Here is an 18,566-nt window from a genome sequence, read left to right as displayed (position 1 = left end):
GCAGGAAACAGTCTTCTTTGCTGGGTAGCATCACGTTTCTGCTTCGTGTTACTATCGCCGGCCGTTTATCTCAGGAACTGCTGATACGTGTGATCGTGACCGAGTAAAAATTGCGTAAGTTGGTAGCTGTTGTTTGGGTGTTCTTGTGTGCACACCGAGATTAGTCAAACCATTACCATCAGGATAGATTGCAATGATTAATTGGGATCTCGAGAGCACGGCCTGTTGAATGCACTGTGGTAATGTACTCTGCCACACCAAGTCAGCGCTCATATTAAGCTGTTTTCTACGCTTATATCCTGAGATTGCGGTTGAATATTGCGCCTAGGGATTGATCCTAAAGCGTGATCCAGTCGATACTCTTTCAAGTCCACCTTTTCAGTCAGAAATAAAAATGTGTTGTCTGTCACCGTTGTTAATGTGAGCAAGGGACTGTAATGATTGAACAAATTACTGCTATGTTGGCGCTTATTGGCGTCTTATCACTGCTGTGCCAGTGGTTAGGGTGGCAATTACGATTGCCTGCGATTTTGCCATTACTCTGTTGTGGTCTGCTTGTTGGGCCGGGACTGGGGTGGTTAGATCCCGACGAAATTTTTGGCAATCTGCTATTTCCGTTAATCTCATTAGGGGTTGCGGTCATTCTGTTTGAAGGCGCGTTGACGCTCAACTTTAAAGAGATCCGTGACCATGGCCGGATGGTGACTCACTTAGTCACCATAGGCGCTGCCGTGACCTGGCTATGCATTAGCTTGGCATCATGGTGCTTATTTGATTTTTCGCCGTCGTTGGCGCTGTTATTTGGTGCTTTAGTCGTGGTGACAGGCCCCACTGTAATCGTGCCGATGCTACGCACTGTGCGTCCTAAATCTGAACTTTCCAGTATTTTGCGTTGGGAAGGCATCATTATCGATCCTATCGGCGCCTTGATTGCGGTCTTGGTGTATGAATACATCACTGTTAGTTCAGACCAGACCTCGCATGTATTGACTGCATTAGGTTCAATGTTAGGCATAGGCTTAGGTGCGGGCGCAGTTGCTGGTTACATGCTGGGCTGGGTGTTACGCCGCAACTTATTACCACACTATCTAACCAATACCGCAGTATTAACGGTCACCTTGGGGGTGTTTGTCGGTTCCAATTTATTGCAGGAAGAATCGGGGCTGTTGACCGTGACTGTCATGGGGATCTGGCTGGCAAATATGCGTGGTGTGGCAACGCAATCAATTATTGAATTTAAAGAGACGCTGACGGTGTTGCTGATTTCAGCATTATTCATTTTGCTGGCTGCGCGCTTGAATTCTGATGCCATGTTAAGCCTCGGCTGGCAGGGACTGGTGTTGCTTCTGATTGTATTGTTTGTGGCGCGCCCGTTGAGTATCTGGATATCAGGAATTGGTACGTCACTCAATTCGCGTGACAAGTGGTTTCTCAGTTGGATTGCGCCGCGAGGGATTGTTGCCGCAGCTGTGAGTTCGTTGTTCGCGATTAAGCTGGAGCAGCGAGGTACTGAAGGTGCAGATATTTTGGTGCCATTAGCCTTTCTGATCATCATCGGTACCGTGGTAATCCAGTCGCTGACAGCTCGACGCTGGGCGCAGCATCTGGGGGTGACTGCAAGATCTGCTCAGGGTATTTTGATTTTTGGCGGTTCCAAATTTGCCCGTGAGTTGGCGAAGATTTTGGTGTCGAAAGGCATTAAAGTGATTATTGCCGATTCCAACTGGGATAACGTGCGTTTAGCGCGTATGGATAATATCCAAGTGTATTTTGGTAACCCAGTGTCGGAGCACGCCAATAATTTCCTGGATCTTGGTGGTATAGGTAAGGTATTGATTCTGAGCCCATATCAACAACTTAATCCCGTTGTGTTCTTCCACTTCCAAGATATTTTTGGGCCAGAGCGGGTATTTGGCGTGAATACCACTGACGCATCAGGCAGTGCGCGTCACCAGCTTTCAGAGTCCTATCTGAGCCGCATGTGTTTGTTTAGCCAATCGGTGTCTTACTCTAAACTCGCGAGCTTAATGTCGCGCGATGCGGTGTTGAAGAGTACCAACTTAACGGATAACTTTAGCTACCAGATGTTCTTGGAACGTTATGGTGAAACGGTGATCCCGCTGATTTATATGAGAGCGGGTAAGGTGCATATGATCACCACAGATACCTCATCTGTGCCAAATGGTGTTGAGCTTATTAGCTTGATTCCTAAAGAAGCGATGGAACACCAGCAGAAAAAGGCGACCGAAGAGAAGGAGCTGAAGGAACTGCAGGATAAAGAGAAAGCAGCGCAACAATCCTCGACTGAGATTGAAGCTCAGGCCTAGTGGCATGATGGCTCAACATAAAAAAGGAGACGTCAAACGTCTCCTTTTTTGATCGCCAAACAAGGCGGTTAAGCAGCTTTGTGCTTAGAGGTGAGGGGTTTGATGCAGTTGGCTCTGAGCTCTTCCGCATCAAAGTCATCTACGTTGATCGATAGCAGGCGGCCACGCTCTGCCTGTTCTAGCAGTTTAACCTCATCATCTGAAAGCACACCAAGCGCTTTACCTTCAGCGGCTGTCTTATCCAGTTGCATAAAGGGATAACGTTTGCCGGCAGCTTTGCACACTTTGTCATACAGAGGTTCAGCCAGCAGAATGTCTTTTAACGTCAATTCTTGCACGCCAACTGGGTTATTCGCCGTTGCCTTAAGGTATTGACCATTGCCCAAACGACTGCGGCTATCGCAAGGTGTTTGCATGATGCGCGCAACTTTATGATCTAACTGATCAGATGGGCGTTTAATTGGTCGTCCGAAAGGGAAGATAATTGCGCGTAAAACCGGGCCCAGTTTACTTGGGAAGTTGTCCAGCAACTCATCTAATGAGGTTTGCAAACGGTATAAGCAATCCTCTACCGCCCATTGCAGTAACGGTAAATCTTCATGCAAACGACCATCATCCTGATAACGTTTCAGCGTTGCTGATGCCAGATATAGCTGACTCAACATATCGCCAAGGCGCGCAGATACCCGCTCTTTACGTTTCAAGCTGCCACCTAAGGTTGCCATGGCAACATCTGACAGTAATGCTAAGTTAGCGCTGAAGCGGTTGAGCTGTTGATAGTAACGACGGGTTTTATCCTGTACTGGAGCGTTGGAAAAACGGCTTCCCGTGACGCCCATCCACAAACTTCTGACAAAGTTAGAGAGGCTAAAGCCGATATGGCCAAACAGCGCTCGGTCAAACATACGTAGTCCGCGTAATTCATCAGGTTCAAATGCCGCTTCCATCTCCGACAGAATATAAGGATGGCAACGGATAGCACCTTGTCCATAAATGATCATGGAGCGGGTGAGAATATTGGCGCCTTCTACCGTAATGGCAATCGGCGCGGCCTGATAACCACGCCCCAGATAGTTATTGGGGCCTAAGCAAATTCCCTTACCACCATGAATATCCATCGCGTCGATCATGCAGCGCTGCATACGTTCAGTAAGATGGCATTTGACGATAGCGGAAATCACCGAAGGCTTTTCACCACTATCAATACCGGTAGTGGTCAATGCGGCAACGGCATCCATCAGATAAGCGTTACCCCCAATGCGCGCCATCGGTTCTTCGATCCCTTCCAGCTTGCCAATAGGTAGCTTGAATTGGCGACGAATGCGAGCATAGGCCCCCGTAGCCATGGCCATGGTTTTTACGCCGCCAGCGGAGTTTGAAGGCAGTGTAATCCCGCGACCAACCGACAGACATTCCACCAGCATACGCCAGCCTTGACCTGCCATTTTTTCACCACCGATGATAAAGCTTAATGGCACAAATACATCTTTACCGCGAGTTGGACCATTTTGGAACATACAGTTAAGCGGGAAGTGACGACGACCGATTTCAACCCCTTCAATATCCGTTGGGATCAGCGCACAAGTAATGCCGAGTTCTTCTTCATCGCCCAGTAGGTGCTCGGGATCGCGCAGTTTAAATGCTAATCCAAGTACGGTGGCGATTGGCGCCAACGTAATATAGCGTTTGTTCCATGTGAGTTTCATGCCAAGCACTTGCTCGCCTTGCCATTGCCCGTGACAGATCACACCAAAGTCAGGAATTGAGCCAGCATCTGAACCAGCCTCTGGGCTGGTCAAAGCAAAGCAGGGGATTTCTTCCCCGCGAGCTAAGCGCGGCAAATAGTGTTGTTGCTGAGCTTCTGTGCCGTAGTGCTGCAGCAACTCGCCAGGGCCGAGTGAATTAGGAACACCCACGGTTGAAGCTAATTCACTGCTAACGCCCGCCAGCTTTTGTAATACTCGCGATTGGGCATAAGCCGAAAACTCTAAACCACCATATTGTCTTTTGATGATCATGGCGAAGAAACCATGAGATTTGAGAAACTCCCATACTTCATCAGGAAGATCCGCTAATTCATGGGATACTTGATGCTGATTCACCATTGCGCAGACTTCTTCGACCGGGCCATCTAAAAAAGCCTGTTCTTCAGCACTTAGCCGTGCTTTAGGGTAGTTGTGCAGTTTGCGCCAATTCGGATTACCGGCAAACAGATCGGCTTCCCACCACGTCGTACCCGCATCGATAGCCTCTTTTTCGGTCGATGACATCTCGGGCATGATATTGCGATACAGACGCATTGCGGGGCGAGAAATAAAGTTTTGTCTGAAAGAGGCCACATTGAGCGGCACAGCCAGCAGTAGGTATGGTAGCCACATCCACAGACTGACGGCACCGAAGAGGTTGCCAAGTAGAATCACTGCTGCCGCGGCCAGACTCGCAGATATGAGCGAAACCCTGAGGTAAGCTGCAGCCCCCAACATAGAAATTAATGCGATGAGCCAAATTAGGGTAGTCACGTTAGGTCTCCTCGATAAATCGGGTTATCTATAGTTATTACGTAAATAAAGTGCTTTTGTGGCCTGATTTATCTGGTCAGACCTCTCTTTAGATAAAGTTAATAGACAAATTCTGTGAACTCAAGCGTTTTTCAAACAATTGTTTGAATCTTTAGTCGCATCTCGCTTTCCCATTGGTGGACTAACTGGCTACAATGGGCAGCAGCATTGGATTTTGGGGAATGTAGTTACCATGTGTGAGTTGTTGGCGATGAGCGCAAATGTGCCGACGGATATTGTTTTTAGCTTTACCGGATTGGTTGAGCGTGGTGGTGTTACCGGACCTCACGTGGATGGTTGGGGGATCACCTTTTATGAGGGAAAGGGCAGCCGTACTTTTAAGGATGCCGCGCCTAGCAGTCAATCTCATATTGCCAAATTAATTAAGTCTTATCCCATCAAAAGCGAAGTGGTGATCAGTCATATTCGGCAGGCTAATCGTGGCTGTGTCGCATTGGAAAATACGCATCCGTTTACCCGCGAGTTATGGGGCCGCTATTGGACATATGCCCATAATGGCCAGCTCAGTGACTACATCGATAAGTTTGCGACCAAACGTTTTCAGCCTGTGGGTAGCACTGACAGTGAGATGGCGTTTTGTTGGATTCTTGAGCAAGTTACGTCTCGGTTTGGCGATATTCCGCCAGTCGAGATGCAGCCAGTATTTGAGTTTATTGCCAGTTTAGCAGAGCAGATCCGTCAGCTCGGTGTATTTAATCTGATCATTTCTGACGGTGACTTTTTGATGTGTTTTTGTAGCAATAATCTTAGCTATATCACACGACGTGCACCGTTTGGTAAAGCTAAGTTGATTGATACCGATGTGGTGATCGATTTTGATACTGAAACCACACCCAACGATGTGGTGTCTATCATTGCAACTCGGCCGCTTACCAATAACGAAAATTGGTACATCATGCAGCCGAGTGAGTGGAAATTATTCCGTCTTGGCGAGATCGTCACTGAAGGTTGTGCTGCCGAATTGGGCGCGCGTGAGTGTCAGCTGTAGCGCGCTATCGCCTTTTTTCTGATGAATAAATTTCACTGGAAGGTAGCCTAAATCTGGCGCCATCCACACGACAGTGCGACGCTTATCGGTGTCGCGCTGAACCTCCAGCTTAACTGCTTGATACTTATGACCTTCGACGATAACACTTTCTTCACCAAGATTGCGGAAAGTGTAATCGTTAAACTTATTGTCTTTGACCATGTCGTAAGACAAGTCTTGTTTACCTCGGCTTAAATCCAGTCGAAACTGAAGCTGCACCATCATAGAGTCATATAATGCGCCCTCGTAATCCAGGGTTTTGTTCTTGGCTTTGTAGATGGTAAATACCTTGCCTAAATCTTTGGCAAATCGGATCTGCTCGGAAAAATCAGACCCCGTGCCTGTGCGCTTATGTTCAAAGGTTTTAGGTAATAACTGATCGCCTTCGCGGGTAAACTCACTGGTGATATCACGTTCATCAGAAACAATCAGCAAACTAAGCTTACTGGTCATTTCATAGAAATAGGTGTTGTCTTTAGGCGCATTAAGCACAAAGCGTGCATCACCTAATCCAATACTACCGTATTGCACATGGTATTCGGCCACCTGCGGCTCTAATGGATCATGCGTGGCAAAAACGCTTAGCGGCCATAATGCGATACAAGCAAATACGTGCTGCAGCTTCAATACTTGACTCCTTCAGTCAGAACGGAACAGACATCACTAAGGTGGCAATATCGGGCTGCCACCCATAGTCTGACCAGCGAATTTTCCCTTGGTTCACCAAAACTCCTTCGCTCAATAGCCGTTGGCTCTGCTCACGAAAGGGCGCTGAATCTGCTGCAAAGGAGATTTTCCCCTGAGCATTAATCACGCGATGCCATGGTAAGTCTAATGTATCAGGTGCTTGTTTTAGTGCGCGCGAAACATAACGAGCGCGCTTTGGTAAGCCTGCGAGATCAGCCACCATGCCATAACTGGCCACCTTGCCAGCGGGGATCATCCCGACAATCCACCAAATACGTTGCATAGGTGAGAGATTAGCAGAACCATTTTCAAATGCTGATGACATAACTCAGTTGCTATTACTGCGAATACATTGATTGTAAAAAATTCGCTTTGCTCAGGTAAAGCAGGTTATCACGACAGGCTTGCGTTGAGTACGGTGAATACTATACTGTATAAAAACACAGTATTATGGTGTCGTATGAATTCACTCAATGCAAATCACGCGATTTCTTCGCTACTGACACGGCAGGATCTCTGGCTTGGACATCCCGGCAATCGGTTGCTGACGGGCCATAGCTCGGGGTTTGATGAATTGCGCGCACATTTACCGCATTGGCCTGCGCATGGGGTATGTGAGTTACTCTGTGATGGTCCAGGTTCTGGGGTCTTAGGCTTATTACTGCCGCTACTTGAGTCAGTGTGCGCCAACACTGAAGCCCCCATCATGTTGATTGTACCACCGCTACCGCCAAATGCTCACGCATTCGCCTTATGGCGCTTACCACCGGAGCGTTTTGTATGGCTTGATATTAGCGCGGCTAAAGAAGCGCTATGGGCGATGGAGCAAGCATTACGTAGTGGTAGCTGCGGTTTAGTTATCGGCTGGTTTACAGAGCTCTCGCTGAAAGCAGCACGGCGTTTACAGCTAGCCGCTGAGGAGGGCGATACCTTAAGCTTTTGCGTGCTGCCTCTGTCTGCCGTTGGTAATGACCATCCTTTGCCACTAAAACTCGCTATTGAAAGTACCGCTAGTGGCCAGCAGTTACAGATCCTTAAACGTCGTGGCGCCAGTCCTGTGCGTGATATTGCTCTAGCCGATTTGGCAGTACCATTGCTGCGGCGTATGCAGCTTGCTCGCCGTCATATGGCAACTCCTATCGCTAAAACAGGCATGCGTGTCTGTAATACGGCCGAGGCCGAGCCTTTACCTTCGTTGTTTGAACTCTCGCAACTTAGCGCGGCCAATGATCGACATCAGCATGGAGCGCAGCATGGCTGAATGCTGGCTTGCGATCCATTTTCCCCAGCTTTTGCTGCAGTTCCACGCGTGGAGCCTAGGTTGTGGTCATTATGCATCAGGAGACGTATTTAGTGCGTTAGCTCCGCAAGCGTTGTTTGATATGAAAACTCAGCAAATCCTTGCATCATGCCCTGATGCGCAGGCCGCTGGGGTAAACTCGGGCCTGAGTGTGGCTACGGCACAGGCGTTGTTACCTGAGCTACAACTGACAGAACAGCAGCAGGTCGATCGCCAGCGATTACAGCAATGGTTGTGTCAGTGGCACTATGATTTTAGTGCCCGCATCTGGCCAGCAATTGTGGATGATGTCCGTGATGAAGCACAGCGCAGCTTGGCACAGCAGAGTGTACAGCTCGCTATCTGGCCACAAGAAACGTTAGTCCTCGAAATTGGCTCAATGCTAAAGTTGTTTGGCGGACAAGCTGCATTTATAGCAGCGTATCAGCAACGTTTAACCAGCTATGGGTTACGTGGTCATTGGGCATTAGCGCATCATCCGCTGCAAGCCGCTGTACTCGCGTGCAAACCTCTACCTGTCACTAAGCCTTATCGTGCTCCTCATGTTTCTACGCCCCGGCAAACCCGTTATCAAATGGCAACACCAGATCTGTCGAACACGGTTGCAGAGACGGGGGAATCTTATGCTGCGATTGCTACCTGTTTACCCGATCAACTGCCATTGCAGCAGCTGCCTCTGCCAGAAAAAACACGACAGCGACTCATCAGTATGGGCATTAACTGTTGGCAGCAGTTGCGACAGTTACCCCGCGCCGAGCTCGGAAAACGTTTTGGACAGACGTTATTAACCTTACTCATGCAACTGGAAGGCAGGATTGGTTGCCAGCGCCAAGCTTACGAACTACCGCTTAATTTTCGGCTGTCTGTGTTGCTATCTCACGATGTGGAATTTATTCAAGGTTTGATCTTCCCGCTCGCGCCGATGTTGACGCAATTGGCGGACTATTTGCGCGGACGCCAGTTGGCGGTGCGCCAAATCACTCTAACGCTGCAATTTCGTGAGCGTGAGTTGCCAGCACTGACGCTGCAGATTGACTATCCATTGGGGGAATATCGTGCCGACGGTCTATTACAGCTATGTCGGTTGCAGTTAGAACGCATACAGTTGCCTGCGCCGGTCACCGATATCACCTTGTTAGCGGAGCATTTTGTCACGCCTGAAATTCCGGTCGCGTCGCTCACCGATGCGCACACTACAACTCAGCCCTTTACACAGTTGTTAGCCAAATTACAGGCACGCTTAGGACAGGAGCGAATCCGCTATTTGAACTACATGCCGCATCCTTTACCTGAGTTGGCAACTCATAGCCAGCCTATATCTCAGTGGCCCCCGCATAAAAATGGGCAAGTAAATGTGCCGCAGGAGTTGGCACTGCGGCCGTTGTGGTTAGTCAATGAACCTGAGCCCATACGTGAATCTGAGCTCACGTTACTGCGGGGACCTGAGCGCGTTGACAGTGGCTGGGACAGTGAATTGCCCCGAGATTATTATCTGGCGCGCCATCAGTCTGGCCGTTATTGCTGGGTGTTCCGCCAACAACAGCAGTTGTGGTTACATGGTTGGATGTCCTGATGTACGCCGAATTACATGCTATCTCAAACTACAGTTTTTTACGTGGGGCTTCACATCCGGAAGAGTTGGTCGCACAGGCGGCAGAGCTGGGTTACCAGGCATTGGCCTTGACCGATGAGTGTTCGTTGGCGGGATGTGTTAAGGCTCATGAAGCCGCCAAGCAACATCAGATTAAATTAATTATTGGTGCCGAATTTCATCTTGCGGAAGGCTTGTTGGTGATTTTGGCGGAAAACCGTCAAGGCTATGCCTGTTTGAGTCAGTTGATCACGCAAGGGCGTCGGCGGGCTGCCAAAGGTCACTATCAGTTGTCACTAGCGGATTTTGCTGTGTTGCGGCATTGTATTTGTCTCTGGCGTCCACCGCTATTTTCAGATTGTGCCACCACAGCTCAACTTACGGCGCAGACCATTGCTGCTGCAGGTACACAGCTACACTCATTGGCACAGCAAGTGCGCTCAAGTGTGAAGATTGATTGCTACCTGCTGGCAGAACGCCAACTGGTTGCGGGTGAGGCGTGGGGTATAGAAGAGCTAATGCAACTTTCACAGCAGTTATCTATGCCTTGTGTGGCTGCTGGCAATGTGCAAATGCACCACCATAGCGAGCAGCGTACTCTCGATCTATTGAACTGTATTCGCCATGGATGTGATATCCATTCGGCAGGGCATCTTCTCAGCCAGAATGCCGAGACAGCGATGAAAAGTATTGCTGCAATACAGAAACGTTTTCCTGAGCATTGGCTAAGTAACACGGTTGAGATTGCCGCAAGATGTCATTTTTCACTCAACGAATTACGCTATGAATATCCAGCTGAACTGGTCCCACAAGGCTTAACTGCAGCACAATATTTGATCCAAGAGGTACATAAAGGAGCCTTCAAAAGATTTGATGGAAATGTGCCTATTAATGTAAGGGAACAGTATCAGCGTGAACTTGAAATAATCACTGAGCTGCAATATGAGTACTTCTTTCTCACCATTTATGATCTCGTCAGCTTTGCTAAGAAACAGCATATTCTGCATCAGGGGCGCGGTTCTGCGGCTAACTCGGTCGTTTGTTACTGCTTAGGTATTACCGAAGTCGACCCCACTAAAGTAAACATGCTGTTTGAACGATTTATTTCAAAGGAACGACATGAGCCACCTGATATTGACGTGGACTTTGAGCATGAACGTCGCGAAGAGGTAATCCAGTATATTTACCAGAAATATGGGCGTGAACGTGCTGCTTTAGCTGCCAGTGTGATCACTTATCGGTTTCGCAGTGCCATGCGCGATGTGGGCAAAGTGCTGGGATTGGATGAACAACGTATTGAGCAACTACTGACGAGTGTCGACCGACGAGATAACGAGCAGACTTGGCAGCAGCAGTTGCAGCAGCAACAGTTGGTTGCTGTACAAGGAAGTGCCATTTGGTTGGTGCCACTGGTACAAAGATTGATGGGTTTTCCACGTCATCTGTCGCAGCATGTCGGCGGCTTTATTATTTCAGCGGGACCATTAGCGGAATTAGTGCCAATCGAAAATGCGGCGATGCCGGAACGTACCGTGATTCAGTGGGACAAGGATGATCTGGAAAGTCTGGGACTATTGAAAGTTGATGTGTTGGCTTTAGGCATGTTAACCGCCATTCGGAAATGTTTTGCTCTTGTCTGCCAACACTATCGACCGCTATCAATGTCGCAAATTGTTTGGGAAGACCCGGCGGTGTATCGCATGCTACAACAGGGTGACAGTATGGGCGTCTTTCAGGTGGAGTCACGCGCTCAGACCTCAATGCTGCCAAGGTTAAAGCCAGCCAAATATTACGACTTAGTGGTGCAGATCGCTATTGTGCGTCCAGGCCCGATACAAGGCGATATGGTGCATCCTTATCTGCGTCGACGTGATGGATTAGAGCAGGTTGAATTCCCTTCAGATGAAGTAAGAGGCGTTTTAGAACGCACGATGGGCGTACCAATCTTTCAAGAACAAGTGATTCAGTTAGCGATGGTAGCTGCTGGATTTTCCGGTGGGGAAGCAGATCAACTACGACGAGCGATGGCCAGTTGGAAGCGTTCAGGTGAACTGGAACAATTTGAAGAGAAATTAAAGCATGGCATGGCGGCGCGAGGTTATAGCTTGCAATTTGCGCAGCAGATATTTAACCAGATCCGCGGCTTTGGCGAGTATGGTTTCCCTGAATCTCATTCCGCGAGTTTTGCCTTATTAGCTTACGTTTCAGCGTATTTAAAATGTTATTTTGCCGAAGCATTTTGCTGCGCGTTACTTAACAGTCAACCTATGGGGTTTTATAGTCCATCGCAACTGATCCAAGATTTACGCCGCCACAAGGGCATCGTACTGCCTATTTGTGTTAATCACAGCGACTGGGATTGTACTCTAGAAGCCGATGAACAAGGTCGTATAGCACTGCGACTGGGATTACGTCTCGTTAAAGGCTTTAGTCATCAGAGCGCCAAGCTGCTATTAGGCGCGCGGCAAGCGTCTTTTAAAAGCTTAACGCAGATAAGTGCGCTTGGGATTGCGCGTGACGAACTGGAAGCATTAGCCAGTGCCAATGCCTTTAGCAGTTTAAGCGGTGATAGACATCAAGCGCGCTGGCAACTCGCCGCATGCCAACAACTCACGTTACCGTTGCTAGTGGAGGCTGAAACTCAAGAAGTCCCAGTTGAATTGCCAACAGTGACGACTCTAGATGCCATGCTGGCCGACTATCGGCAAACAGGGTTGACGTTAGGGCAACATCCACTCGCATTATTAAGAGCTGCCGGGGAGTTGTCTCGTTGTCAAACCGCTGAGCAGCTATGGTGTTGTCGTCATGGACAGGTGGTCAGAGTCGCAGGACTGGTGGTTGGCCGCCAGCGTCCCGGCACCGCAAGTGGTGTAACGTTTGTTACTCTTGAAGATGAAACGGGCCATATCAATGTTGTCGTCTGGAGTGCGACGGCTAAAGCGCAGCGACGGCCATTTTTAGCCGCCACAATTTTGCAGGTTAGTGGTGTTGTCGAATTTTCAGCGGGTGTTTTACACGTGATTGCCGGGCAACTCACTGACATTTCAGATGCAATTGCCAGCTTAGCCATTCACTCTCGCGATTTTCACTGAGATTAGCTTACGCGCTGGGGATGACGGTCAGATAGATACAAAGGAAATGACATACTGCCCCCGCCAATACAAACAGATGCCAAATTGCATGGTTAAACGGAATACGTTTTATGGCATAGAAGGGAACGCCAAGGCTATAACATAAGCCACCAGCGACCAATAGCCAAAATCCGTTACTGGAAAGGTTCGCGATTAATTGTGGTAAGATTGCGACGCACAACCAGCCCATAAGTAGGTACAGAGATAAACTGAACATCTTAAAACGATGGACAAAAAAACTCTTAAAAATCACACCACTCGCCGCTAACCCCCATATCGCAATCAGTACCCATTCTGTTTGGGCGTCACCAAGCGAAATTAGCATCAGCGGCGTATAAGTGCCGGCAATCAGCAAGTAAATAGCGCAGTGATCGAGAATTTTGAGAGCACGTTTCCACTGTGGCACGGAGATGCCGTGATATAGCGTGGAACAGAGGAATAGCAGAATAAAACTACTGCCATAAAGTGTAACACCTGTAAGTTGAATAGCGCTTAATTGTGAATAACCTTTGAGCAGCATTAGCACCAGTGCAACGATACCCAAGATGACACCTATGCCGTGAGATATGCTGTTAAGCAGCTCTTCCGAGGTTGAATAAGGTGCTGAATATTCTGCAGACGCAATAGAGTTAGACATAGGAACGCTTATTAACCAAGGTTGCTTTGAGTCTATCAACTTGCTGGGGTAAACACTACTAAATTTAGAATACACTTGTAAGCTGAAAATTCAGATTTGCATTTGCGATGCTGTGTATGCTTGCAACTAATTGAACTATCTGCTTAATTTCCGTTCAAACAAACGCGGATTGACCACAAAATGCAAGGATGGCATGACGACGCTAGTGATAAACGCCACTGATAATGTTGACGTTAAACAATTGCATATTGGCGCTCTGTGGCGTTTTTTGCTGCCAGTTGCCGTTGTGCATCTAGTATTAATCGTCTTTTTATCATTTCAGACGGCGCTGACGGTTACACCGAGTTTCGTCAGGCCGCAGGCTATCCGCTCTTTTCTGTATCAAGCGCCCAAACACACTGTAAGCAAACAGGTAGTACGTCCAAATCAAATGCCAGCTACACCGCAAGTGCCGAACTCTGCTGCGAAAAAAAGCAAACCTAATCCAGCCCTCGTTGGTCAAGCTAACGTCGCCCCTTCGAACAATAGCAAAGTTAATTCAACACCTCTCCAACCAAAAGACGCAAATGTGGTTCACAATGAGCCACAAAGTATCAGTGTTAGCGATGCGACTGCCCACTATTTACGGCAACAGCAGCAGGCGGCGGTGCAATCGAGCGTCAACTATGCGCAGCACCAGAAGGCGCATAAAAGTGAAAGTGATATGACGCCAAATTTAGATGCCTTAGTGCTGCCGACCGTGCCAGTAGCGGAACGAAACGGTTCTCTCGATTCGCCGTTAGATCCCAATCGTATCGTAAAAAACGGTGATACCTGCTACCGCGTGGTAAAAACGCCGACTCAGCTTAATCCTTATGCAGAAAATTTGGGGTTTGCATTCAAATGTGGCAAGACTGACGATGAGAGGTTACTCGAGTCATCCCTAAAAAACCGTATCAATCAACACCGTAACTAAATTTACCCAGCAACCGCCCGCAACGTCTGTACTTTCGAGTTCTTTTGCACAATAATTAGGCGACTTAATGATGCTGAATTTTGATGCTCATTTTTGATGTTACCCGCAAGCAAGTAATGCTTAATTCAGCGAGGAGTTTGTTATGCAAGTTCAATCTGCGTTTTATGCTGGCGTGCAAGGACTGCAAAGTGCGCAAAATGGTTTAACCCAAGCGACTGTTGATGTTGCTCGTCCGACCGAAAACGAACAGTCCGAGAGTGCATCAGTGCAGGCCAATGAGGCTGTACAATCAAGTGATAAAACAGGTGCGCTGGTCTCCGCGCTCGAATCACAACGCCAAGGTGAAGCATCAGTTAATGTGATTGATCGCGCCAACGAAACGCTTGGCAGTATTATCGACATCGAGGTGTGAGGTGTTATCGGCGCTTTCTAGTGGAAATGCGCCAACACTGCCCGAACTTAGTCTCAGGCGGGCAGCGAGTGGGCCTGCTACGTCTAGCCCATCAGTTTCGCCTATTACGGCAAACCACAATTCTCCAAGTGTTCATTCACATAGCCAAGCCATTACTTCTCCCACTCAATTCGGGAATACTGTTGAACTCTCAGCGACGACGGCTAATTCAAACGCGTCTGTAACAACACAGACATTGCACGCCGATGCTCGCTTGGTGGTAAATCCAAGTGGCGATGCGTCAAACACAAAAGACCATTCCCCAGCCCGAGATGGTTTGGTCAGTATGAATAAGGGATTTCTTGGTGCAGCGAGTTTGCAAGCTGCAGCTACATCCAGTACATCAAGTACATCAAGTACATCAAGTACATCAAGTAGTGGCAATGTAGACAGTACCCATGGGCAAACTTTTGCGAATAGCGGTAGTAGTGAGGATTCAGTTAGCACCAATAACGCATCAACCAATGATTCGGCTTCAAGTGCGACTGACAATAGTTTAGCCCCACAAACAGATGATGAAGATGCGAATAACGCTGCTAACGATCCCATAAGTGGAGCAGCGGAAGATCCGCAGGTACAGCAAGAAATTAGTGAATTGAAAAGTCGTGATGTTGAGGTGAGGGCGCATGAACAAGCGCATGCAGCTACAGGCGGCACGTATGCTGGTCAACCCAATTTTGAATATCAACGCGGTCCGGATGGTAAGCGATATGCGGTTGACGGCGAAGTTCAAATTGACGTGTCGGTGGTCAATGGCAATCCTGAGGCCACGATGAGGAAAATGCAGCAAGTATATGCCGCCGCAATGGCGCCCGTTGAACCCTCTAGTGCAGATTTACGCGTTGCGGCAGAAGCCATGCGTAAATATAACGATGCCAGAGAACAAGCGGCAGAGCAGCGTGTAGAGCGAGCCAGTGAACCTATGCAGGCTGGGCAGCAGATCACTAGTACGCTTGCCGATAATGCGGAGCGACAAGCTGACAACATAAACAACCAAAGTAAAGGTTCAAGTTATCCGATGGGGCAGGCGCTTATTATGGCCAAGCTTAATCCCTATGGCTTAAGTCACAACGCAAACGCCGAAAATCAGTCCGACCTTTCGCTGGATAATATCGCGATTCCTACCGTGGACTTGGAAGGACGCAAACAGCCAACGAGCGACTATAGTTCTACGAGCATGTAGGGCATTAAATCGCCACTGGTATCAGCATGCTTGGCTAGAATCAAAGATTCCAACAACTTGCTCGCAGGTCCTTGATTATCACGCTGAGGTACAACTAACGTCAGCACAATGCGGCGAGTACTGGCACCTTTCATTTTCAAACGCACTAATTCACCTGCCGCGACTTCCTTCTGGATCAAGTGCTGCGGCACCCAGCAAAAACCTATGCCTTTTGCCAGAATCACCTTAGCTTCGTGAAAATTACTCACAGTCCAGCGCTGTTCAGCCTTTAACCAGCCGATTTCTTGTGAAGGGTTCAACCCGGTGTCTTTAATTACAATTTGTAGGTGCTGCGCTAATTCGCGATCATCTTCAAGTTCGCCTAGTGAGGCCAGTGGATGGTCTGGATGACAAACCAGATGAAACTCTAAGTCACACAGAGGTTCAGCAATATAGCCTTTTGGTGGAACACCACAGATCGCCAGATCAACTTGGTTATTAACGATCAACTCATTGGTACCGTTGATAACGGTGTCGACCACTGTAATGCGCGTCCCACGACTTTCTGGCAGAAATGCGGCTAAGGCATCGGTTAATAGTTCCATTGGGTACACTAACTCACGTGCAATAACCAACGATGGCTCCCAGCCTTGTTCTAGGTTGCTGGCGAGTTGTTCGAGCTCAGTGACGGTTTGGGTCAAGTGACGAGAGCGGCGCAGTAATACCTCGCCTTGCTCGGTGAGATAAGCTTTACGACCACGAACTTCCAATAACTGAATACCAAGCTGATACTGCAGTTTAGCAACTGCATGATTCAATGAAGACTGACTCTTATTGAGTTGCTCTGCGGCTTGCGCGTATCCGCCGTAATCAACTACGGCCTGCAAAATACGCCATTGTTCAAGTGTGGATTTAGGTCTATGCATTATCTACAATTTTATCGAACTCTTTTGGCCGATAATGCGCTATAAAATCGAATAATTCAACGCTTTGTTATCCCAGCGCGGATGAAAAACGCTCAATTCAAAAATTGCATTGTGTTGATAATGAAGGGGAATATTGGCCTGCGTGAAATTGGGCGATAAATTGCCTGATCCCACCATTAGGCCAAACACGGTGAATAAGATAGTCAGCGTTGTGCTGCTCTTCGTTGACGACGATAACATTAAACAAGTCGGCTGGATTGCAGTTCATCGTTTCTCGTTGCAGGGCGTACGCCAACTGCTGCTGAAACAGATGAACCAAGTATAAAGGTCCTAAATCACTTATCCCGTAAAACGTAAATGGCATGACGGCAGCATCTTGCCAAGACTCCGCAAAGACCTGCCGAAATTCTGTAGTCAGACTGATGCTATCGTCGGCGGTATAGAAGGTAAGGGCTGAAACCGCTTTAATACGTTCCATTTGTGTTTGATAGCTGTCAAAAAGCGCTTCACGACTGTTGGCATCAAATGCTGCATGTAGCTGCTGATCGAGGTAAGCGCTAAGCCATAACGCGGCTAATTCATTGGTATCTTGGTATTCGTGGACATTGTTCAGTAGATAATACTTGCCACCAGCCGCCATCATGGCGAGGACCTCGGCAACCGCATTGTTTGCCTGTTGGAGATCAGTAATACGGGTGAACTCGTCTTTTAGGGTTAGACGGGCCAAGCCCGTCTGACGTCCAACGACTGAATAACGCAGCAGCATGGCATGATTTGAACCTTGCGCCAGCATGATATCGCCTAATAAACGCTGTTCATGCCATAGTCTCAGCCAGTTATCCGTGACGGTTTCGAGCTCAATTCCCAACGGTCGAAGAGTGGTTGTTAGGTTAGACAAGTATTGCGCACGAGTCATGCGGGTGAAATTCGTTTTAGCGGTGGCTTTTAGGCTTTGGCCGATATTCCATGGCGCGACGTTAATGGGGCGCTTTAAGGCTGCTAAAAAGTCGTGCGCATTGATGGCGGATGCTAGCAAAGTATGGCTGAACGCTGCATCGGTGTAATGCTCAAAGCCTTGGCGATTGGCCAGTTGCTCTTGGATCTGCAGCAGCATACCGAGATCAGATGCTACATATTCAACTGCGCGTTGCTGATAGGTTTGCCATACCGTTTTACGGCAAGCCTCGTTTGGCTGTTGCAGCAGGTATTTAACAATGGTGCTTGAGAGTCGATTGTGAGTTTCATTTTCGCTGGGCGCTAATGCACATTCGCCCAATTCGAGTTGGAAACTGCTGCTTTTCAAACGCTGCTTAATTGCGGTTTTCGCCGTGGTCAGTTTTAACTTATCGGCTTCGCTCAGCTGCTGCGCTTGAAAATTGCGATAACGTTTAGCAAGTGCTTGTCGTTGTGGATCACCACTGGTCAGTTCTCGCGCAATAAACGCTGTCATTTGGCTGTTACTTAACAGCTTATTCATCGTGTCGGCGACTGATAACTGGCACTGCAGTAACCACTCTTTATCGTCATCTGACAACCGAAATTGCCGATAATATTGCAAACGGTCGACAAGGTTTTGCAGCCCTATCGTTTGTCTTTCCAGCGCAGTTGCACTGGAAAAATCAGCATGAAACTCACTACTGTAATCCAGACATTGATTGACAAATAGCGACACGGCATCCATCGGTTCAGCGAGTGCGCAGCGACTCATGCTGAAGAGACTGCAAATGCTCAGCAATATCACGGTGAGTTTGCTGACGTGTCCGCTATTATGCATTCGGCTTCCTTGTCTGAAT

The 18,566-nt window shown here is 48.3% G+C and carries 14 protein-coding genes; 8 read left to right on the top strand and 6 right to left on the bottom strand.

The genetic code is table 11. The features are described from left to right. Nucleotides 1–437: 437 nt before the first annotated feature. The gene (locus HR45_RS10985; RefSeq protein WP_081933459.1) at nucleotides 438–2,327 is read left to right on the top strand and encodes a cation:proton antiporter; all 1,890 of its coding nucleotides are present in this window, start codon (nucleotides 438–440) and stop codon (nucleotides 2,325–2,327) included. Nucleotides 2,328–2,395: 68 nt separating this feature from the next. Here the strand turns inward: HR45_RS10985 and fadE are convergent, their stop codons facing one another. After that, entirely contained in the window at nucleotides 2,396–4,846 is a 2,451-nt protein-coding gene (gene fadE, locus HR45_RS10980; protein WP_037442908.1) for an acyl-CoA dehydrogenase FadE, read from the bottom strand. Nucleotides 4,847–5,078: 232 nt separating this feature from the next. On the opposite strand from fadE, the gene HR45_RS10975 reads away from it, so the two are divergent. Continuing rightward, a complete protein-coding gene (locus HR45_RS10975; RefSeq protein WP_052074693.1) occupies nucleotides 5,079–5,894 on the top strand; it encodes a class II glutamine amidotransferase in 816 nt (271 codons plus the stop codon). Here the strand turns inward: HR45_RS10975 and HR45_RS10970 are convergent. Both HR45_RS10970 and HR45_RS10965 read right to left on the bottom strand, forming a co-directional pair. Then, complete coding sequence (locus HR45_RS10970) at nucleotides 5,823–6,560, bottom strand: DUF3108 domain-containing protein (RefSeq protein ID WP_037442906.1); 738 nt, start codon at nucleotides 6,558–6,560, stop codon at nucleotides 5,823–5,825. The two genes, HR45_RS10975 and HR45_RS10970, sit on opposite strands and share 72 nt — an antisense overlap. Before the next feature lie 16 nt (nucleotides 6,561–6,576). After that, nucleotides 6,577–6,945 (bottom strand): MGMT family protein, encoded by a 369-nt coding sequence (locus HR45_RS10965; protein WP_037442904.1) that lies wholly within the window; start codon nucleotides 6,943–6,945, stop codon nucleotides 6,577–6,579. 135 nt (nucleotides 6,946–7,080) lie between these two features. On the opposite strand from HR45_RS10965, the gene imuA reads away from it, so the two are divergent. From imuA to HR45_RS10950, 3 genes are read left to right on the top strand one after another with little or no spacing between them, the layout of a single operon-like run. Next, complete coding sequence (gene imuA / locus HR45_RS10960; RefSeq protein WP_052074692.1) at nucleotides 7,081–7,881, top strand: translesion DNA synthesis-associated protein ImuA; 801 nt, start codon at nucleotides 7,081–7,083, stop codon at nucleotides 7,879–7,881. Beyond that, entirely contained in the window at nucleotides 7,874–9,493 is a 1,620-nt protein-coding gene (locus HR45_RS10955) for a Y-family DNA polymerase (protein WP_037442902.1), read from the top strand. The genes imuA and HR45_RS10955 overlap by 8 nt, the downstream gene beginning before the upstream one ends. After that, nucleotides 9,493–12,603: an error-prone DNA polymerase gene (locus HR45_RS10950; RefSeq protein WP_052074691.1), complete on the top strand. Its 3,111-nt coding sequence runs from the start codon at nucleotides 9,493–9,495 to the stop codon at nucleotides 12,601–12,603. The genes HR45_RS10955 and HR45_RS10950 overlap by 1 nt, the downstream gene beginning before the upstream one ends. 7 nt (nucleotides 12,604–12,610) lie before the next feature. Here HR45_RS10950 and trhA read toward each other — a convergent pair whose 3' ends face one another. Beyond that, entirely contained in the window at nucleotides 12,611–13,279 is a 669-nt protein-coding gene (trhA, locus tag HR45_RS10945) for a PAQR family membrane homeostasis protein TrhA (RefSeq protein ID WP_037442898.1), read from the bottom strand. Between the two features lie 193 nt (nucleotides 13,280–13,472). Here trhA and HR45_RS19060 point away from each other — a divergent pair, with 193 nt between their 5' ends. From HR45_RS19060 to HR45_RS19055, 3 genes are all read left to right on the top strand, one after another. Further along, nucleotides 13,473–14,234: a hypothetical protein gene (locus tag HR45_RS19060; RefSeq protein WP_052074690.1), complete on the top strand. Its 762-nt coding sequence runs from the start codon at nucleotides 13,473–13,475 to the stop codon at nucleotides 14,232–14,234. A 142-nt stretch (nucleotides 14,235–14,376) separates the two neighbouring features. Next, nucleotides 14,377–14,646 (top strand): hypothetical protein, encoded by a 270-nt coding sequence (locus HR45_RS10935; protein ID WP_037442896.1) that lies wholly within the window; start codon nucleotides 14,377–14,379, stop codon nucleotides 14,644–14,646. Between the two features lies 1 nt (nucleotide 14,647). After that, on the top strand, nucleotides 14,648–15,868 hold the full coding sequence (locus tag HR45_RS19055; RefSeq protein WP_162180652.1) for a putative metalloprotease CJM1_0395 family protein: 1,221 nt from the start codon (nucleotides 14,648–14,650) through the stop codon (nucleotides 15,866–15,868). On the opposite strand, the gene HR45_RS10925 is transcribed toward HR45_RS19055, so the two are convergent. Together HR45_RS10925 and HR45_RS10920 are read right to left on the bottom strand one after the other, a co-directional pair. Further along, complete coding sequence (locus tag HR45_RS10925) at nucleotides 15,847–16,773, bottom strand: LysR family transcriptional regulator (RefSeq protein WP_037442894.1); 927 nt, start codon at nucleotides 16,771–16,773, stop codon at nucleotides 15,847–15,849. The genes HR45_RS19055 and HR45_RS10925 overlap by 22 nt on opposite strands. 97 nt (nucleotides 16,774–16,870) lie before the next feature. Beyond that, nucleotides 16,871–18,547 carry a hypothetical protein gene (locus tag HR45_RS10920; RefSeq protein ID WP_037442892.1) on the bottom strand — a complete coding sequence of 559 codons (1,677 nt, stop codon included), beginning with the start codon at nucleotides 18,545–18,547 and terminating at the stop codon, nucleotides 16,871–16,873. Nucleotides 18,548–18,566 lie beyond the last annotated feature (19 nt).

It is taken from the genome of Shewanella mangrovi (assembly GCF_000753795.1).
Taxonomy (GTDB): Bacteria; Pseudomonadota; Gammaproteobacteria; order Enterobacterales; family Shewanellaceae; genus Shewanella; species Shewanella mangrovi.
This window is presented reverse-complemented; position numbering and strand designations above follow the sequence as displayed.

Coding starts and splice junctions, on each gene's coding strand:
- HR45_RS10985 (WP_081933459.1), top strand. CDS start 438: ATGATTGAACAAATTACTGCTATGTTGGCGCTTATTGGCGTCTTATCA.
- HR45_RS10975 (WP_052074693.1), top strand. CDS start 5,079: ATGTGTGAGTTGTTGGCGATGAGCGCAAATGTGCCGACGGATATTGTT.
- HR45_RS10965 (WP_037442904.1), bottom strand. CDS start 6,945: ATGTCATCAGCATTTGAAAATGGTTCTGCTAATCTCTCACCTATGCAA.
- imuA (WP_052074692.1), top strand. CDS start 7,081: ATGAATTCACTCAATGCAAATCACGCGATTTCTTCGCTACTGACACGG.
- HR45_RS10955 (WP_037442902.1), top strand. CDS start 7,874: ATGGCTGAATGCTGGCTTGCGATCCATTTTCCCCAGCTTTTGCTGCAG.
- HR45_RS10950 (WP_052074691.1), top strand. CDS start 9,493: ATGTACGCCGAATTACATGCTATCTCAAACTACAGTTTTTTACGTGGG.
- trhA (WP_037442898.1), bottom strand. CDS start 13,279: ATGTCTAACTCTATTGCGTCTGCAGAATATTCAGCACCTTATTCAACC.
- HR45_RS19060 (WP_052074690.1), top strand. CDS start 13,473: ATGACGACGCTAGTGATAAACGCCACTGATAATGTTGACGTTAAACAA.
- HR45_RS10935 (WP_037442896.1), top strand. CDS start 14,377: ATGCAAGTTCAATCTGCGTTTTATGCTGGCGTGCAAGGACTGCAAAGT.
- HR45_RS10925 (WP_037442894.1), bottom strand. CDS start 16,773: ATGCATAGACCTAAATCCACACTTGAACAATGGCGTATTTTGCAGGCC.
- HR45_RS10920 (WP_037442892.1), bottom strand. CDS start 18,547: ATGCATAATAGCGGACACGTCAGCAAACTCACCGTGATATTGCTGAGC.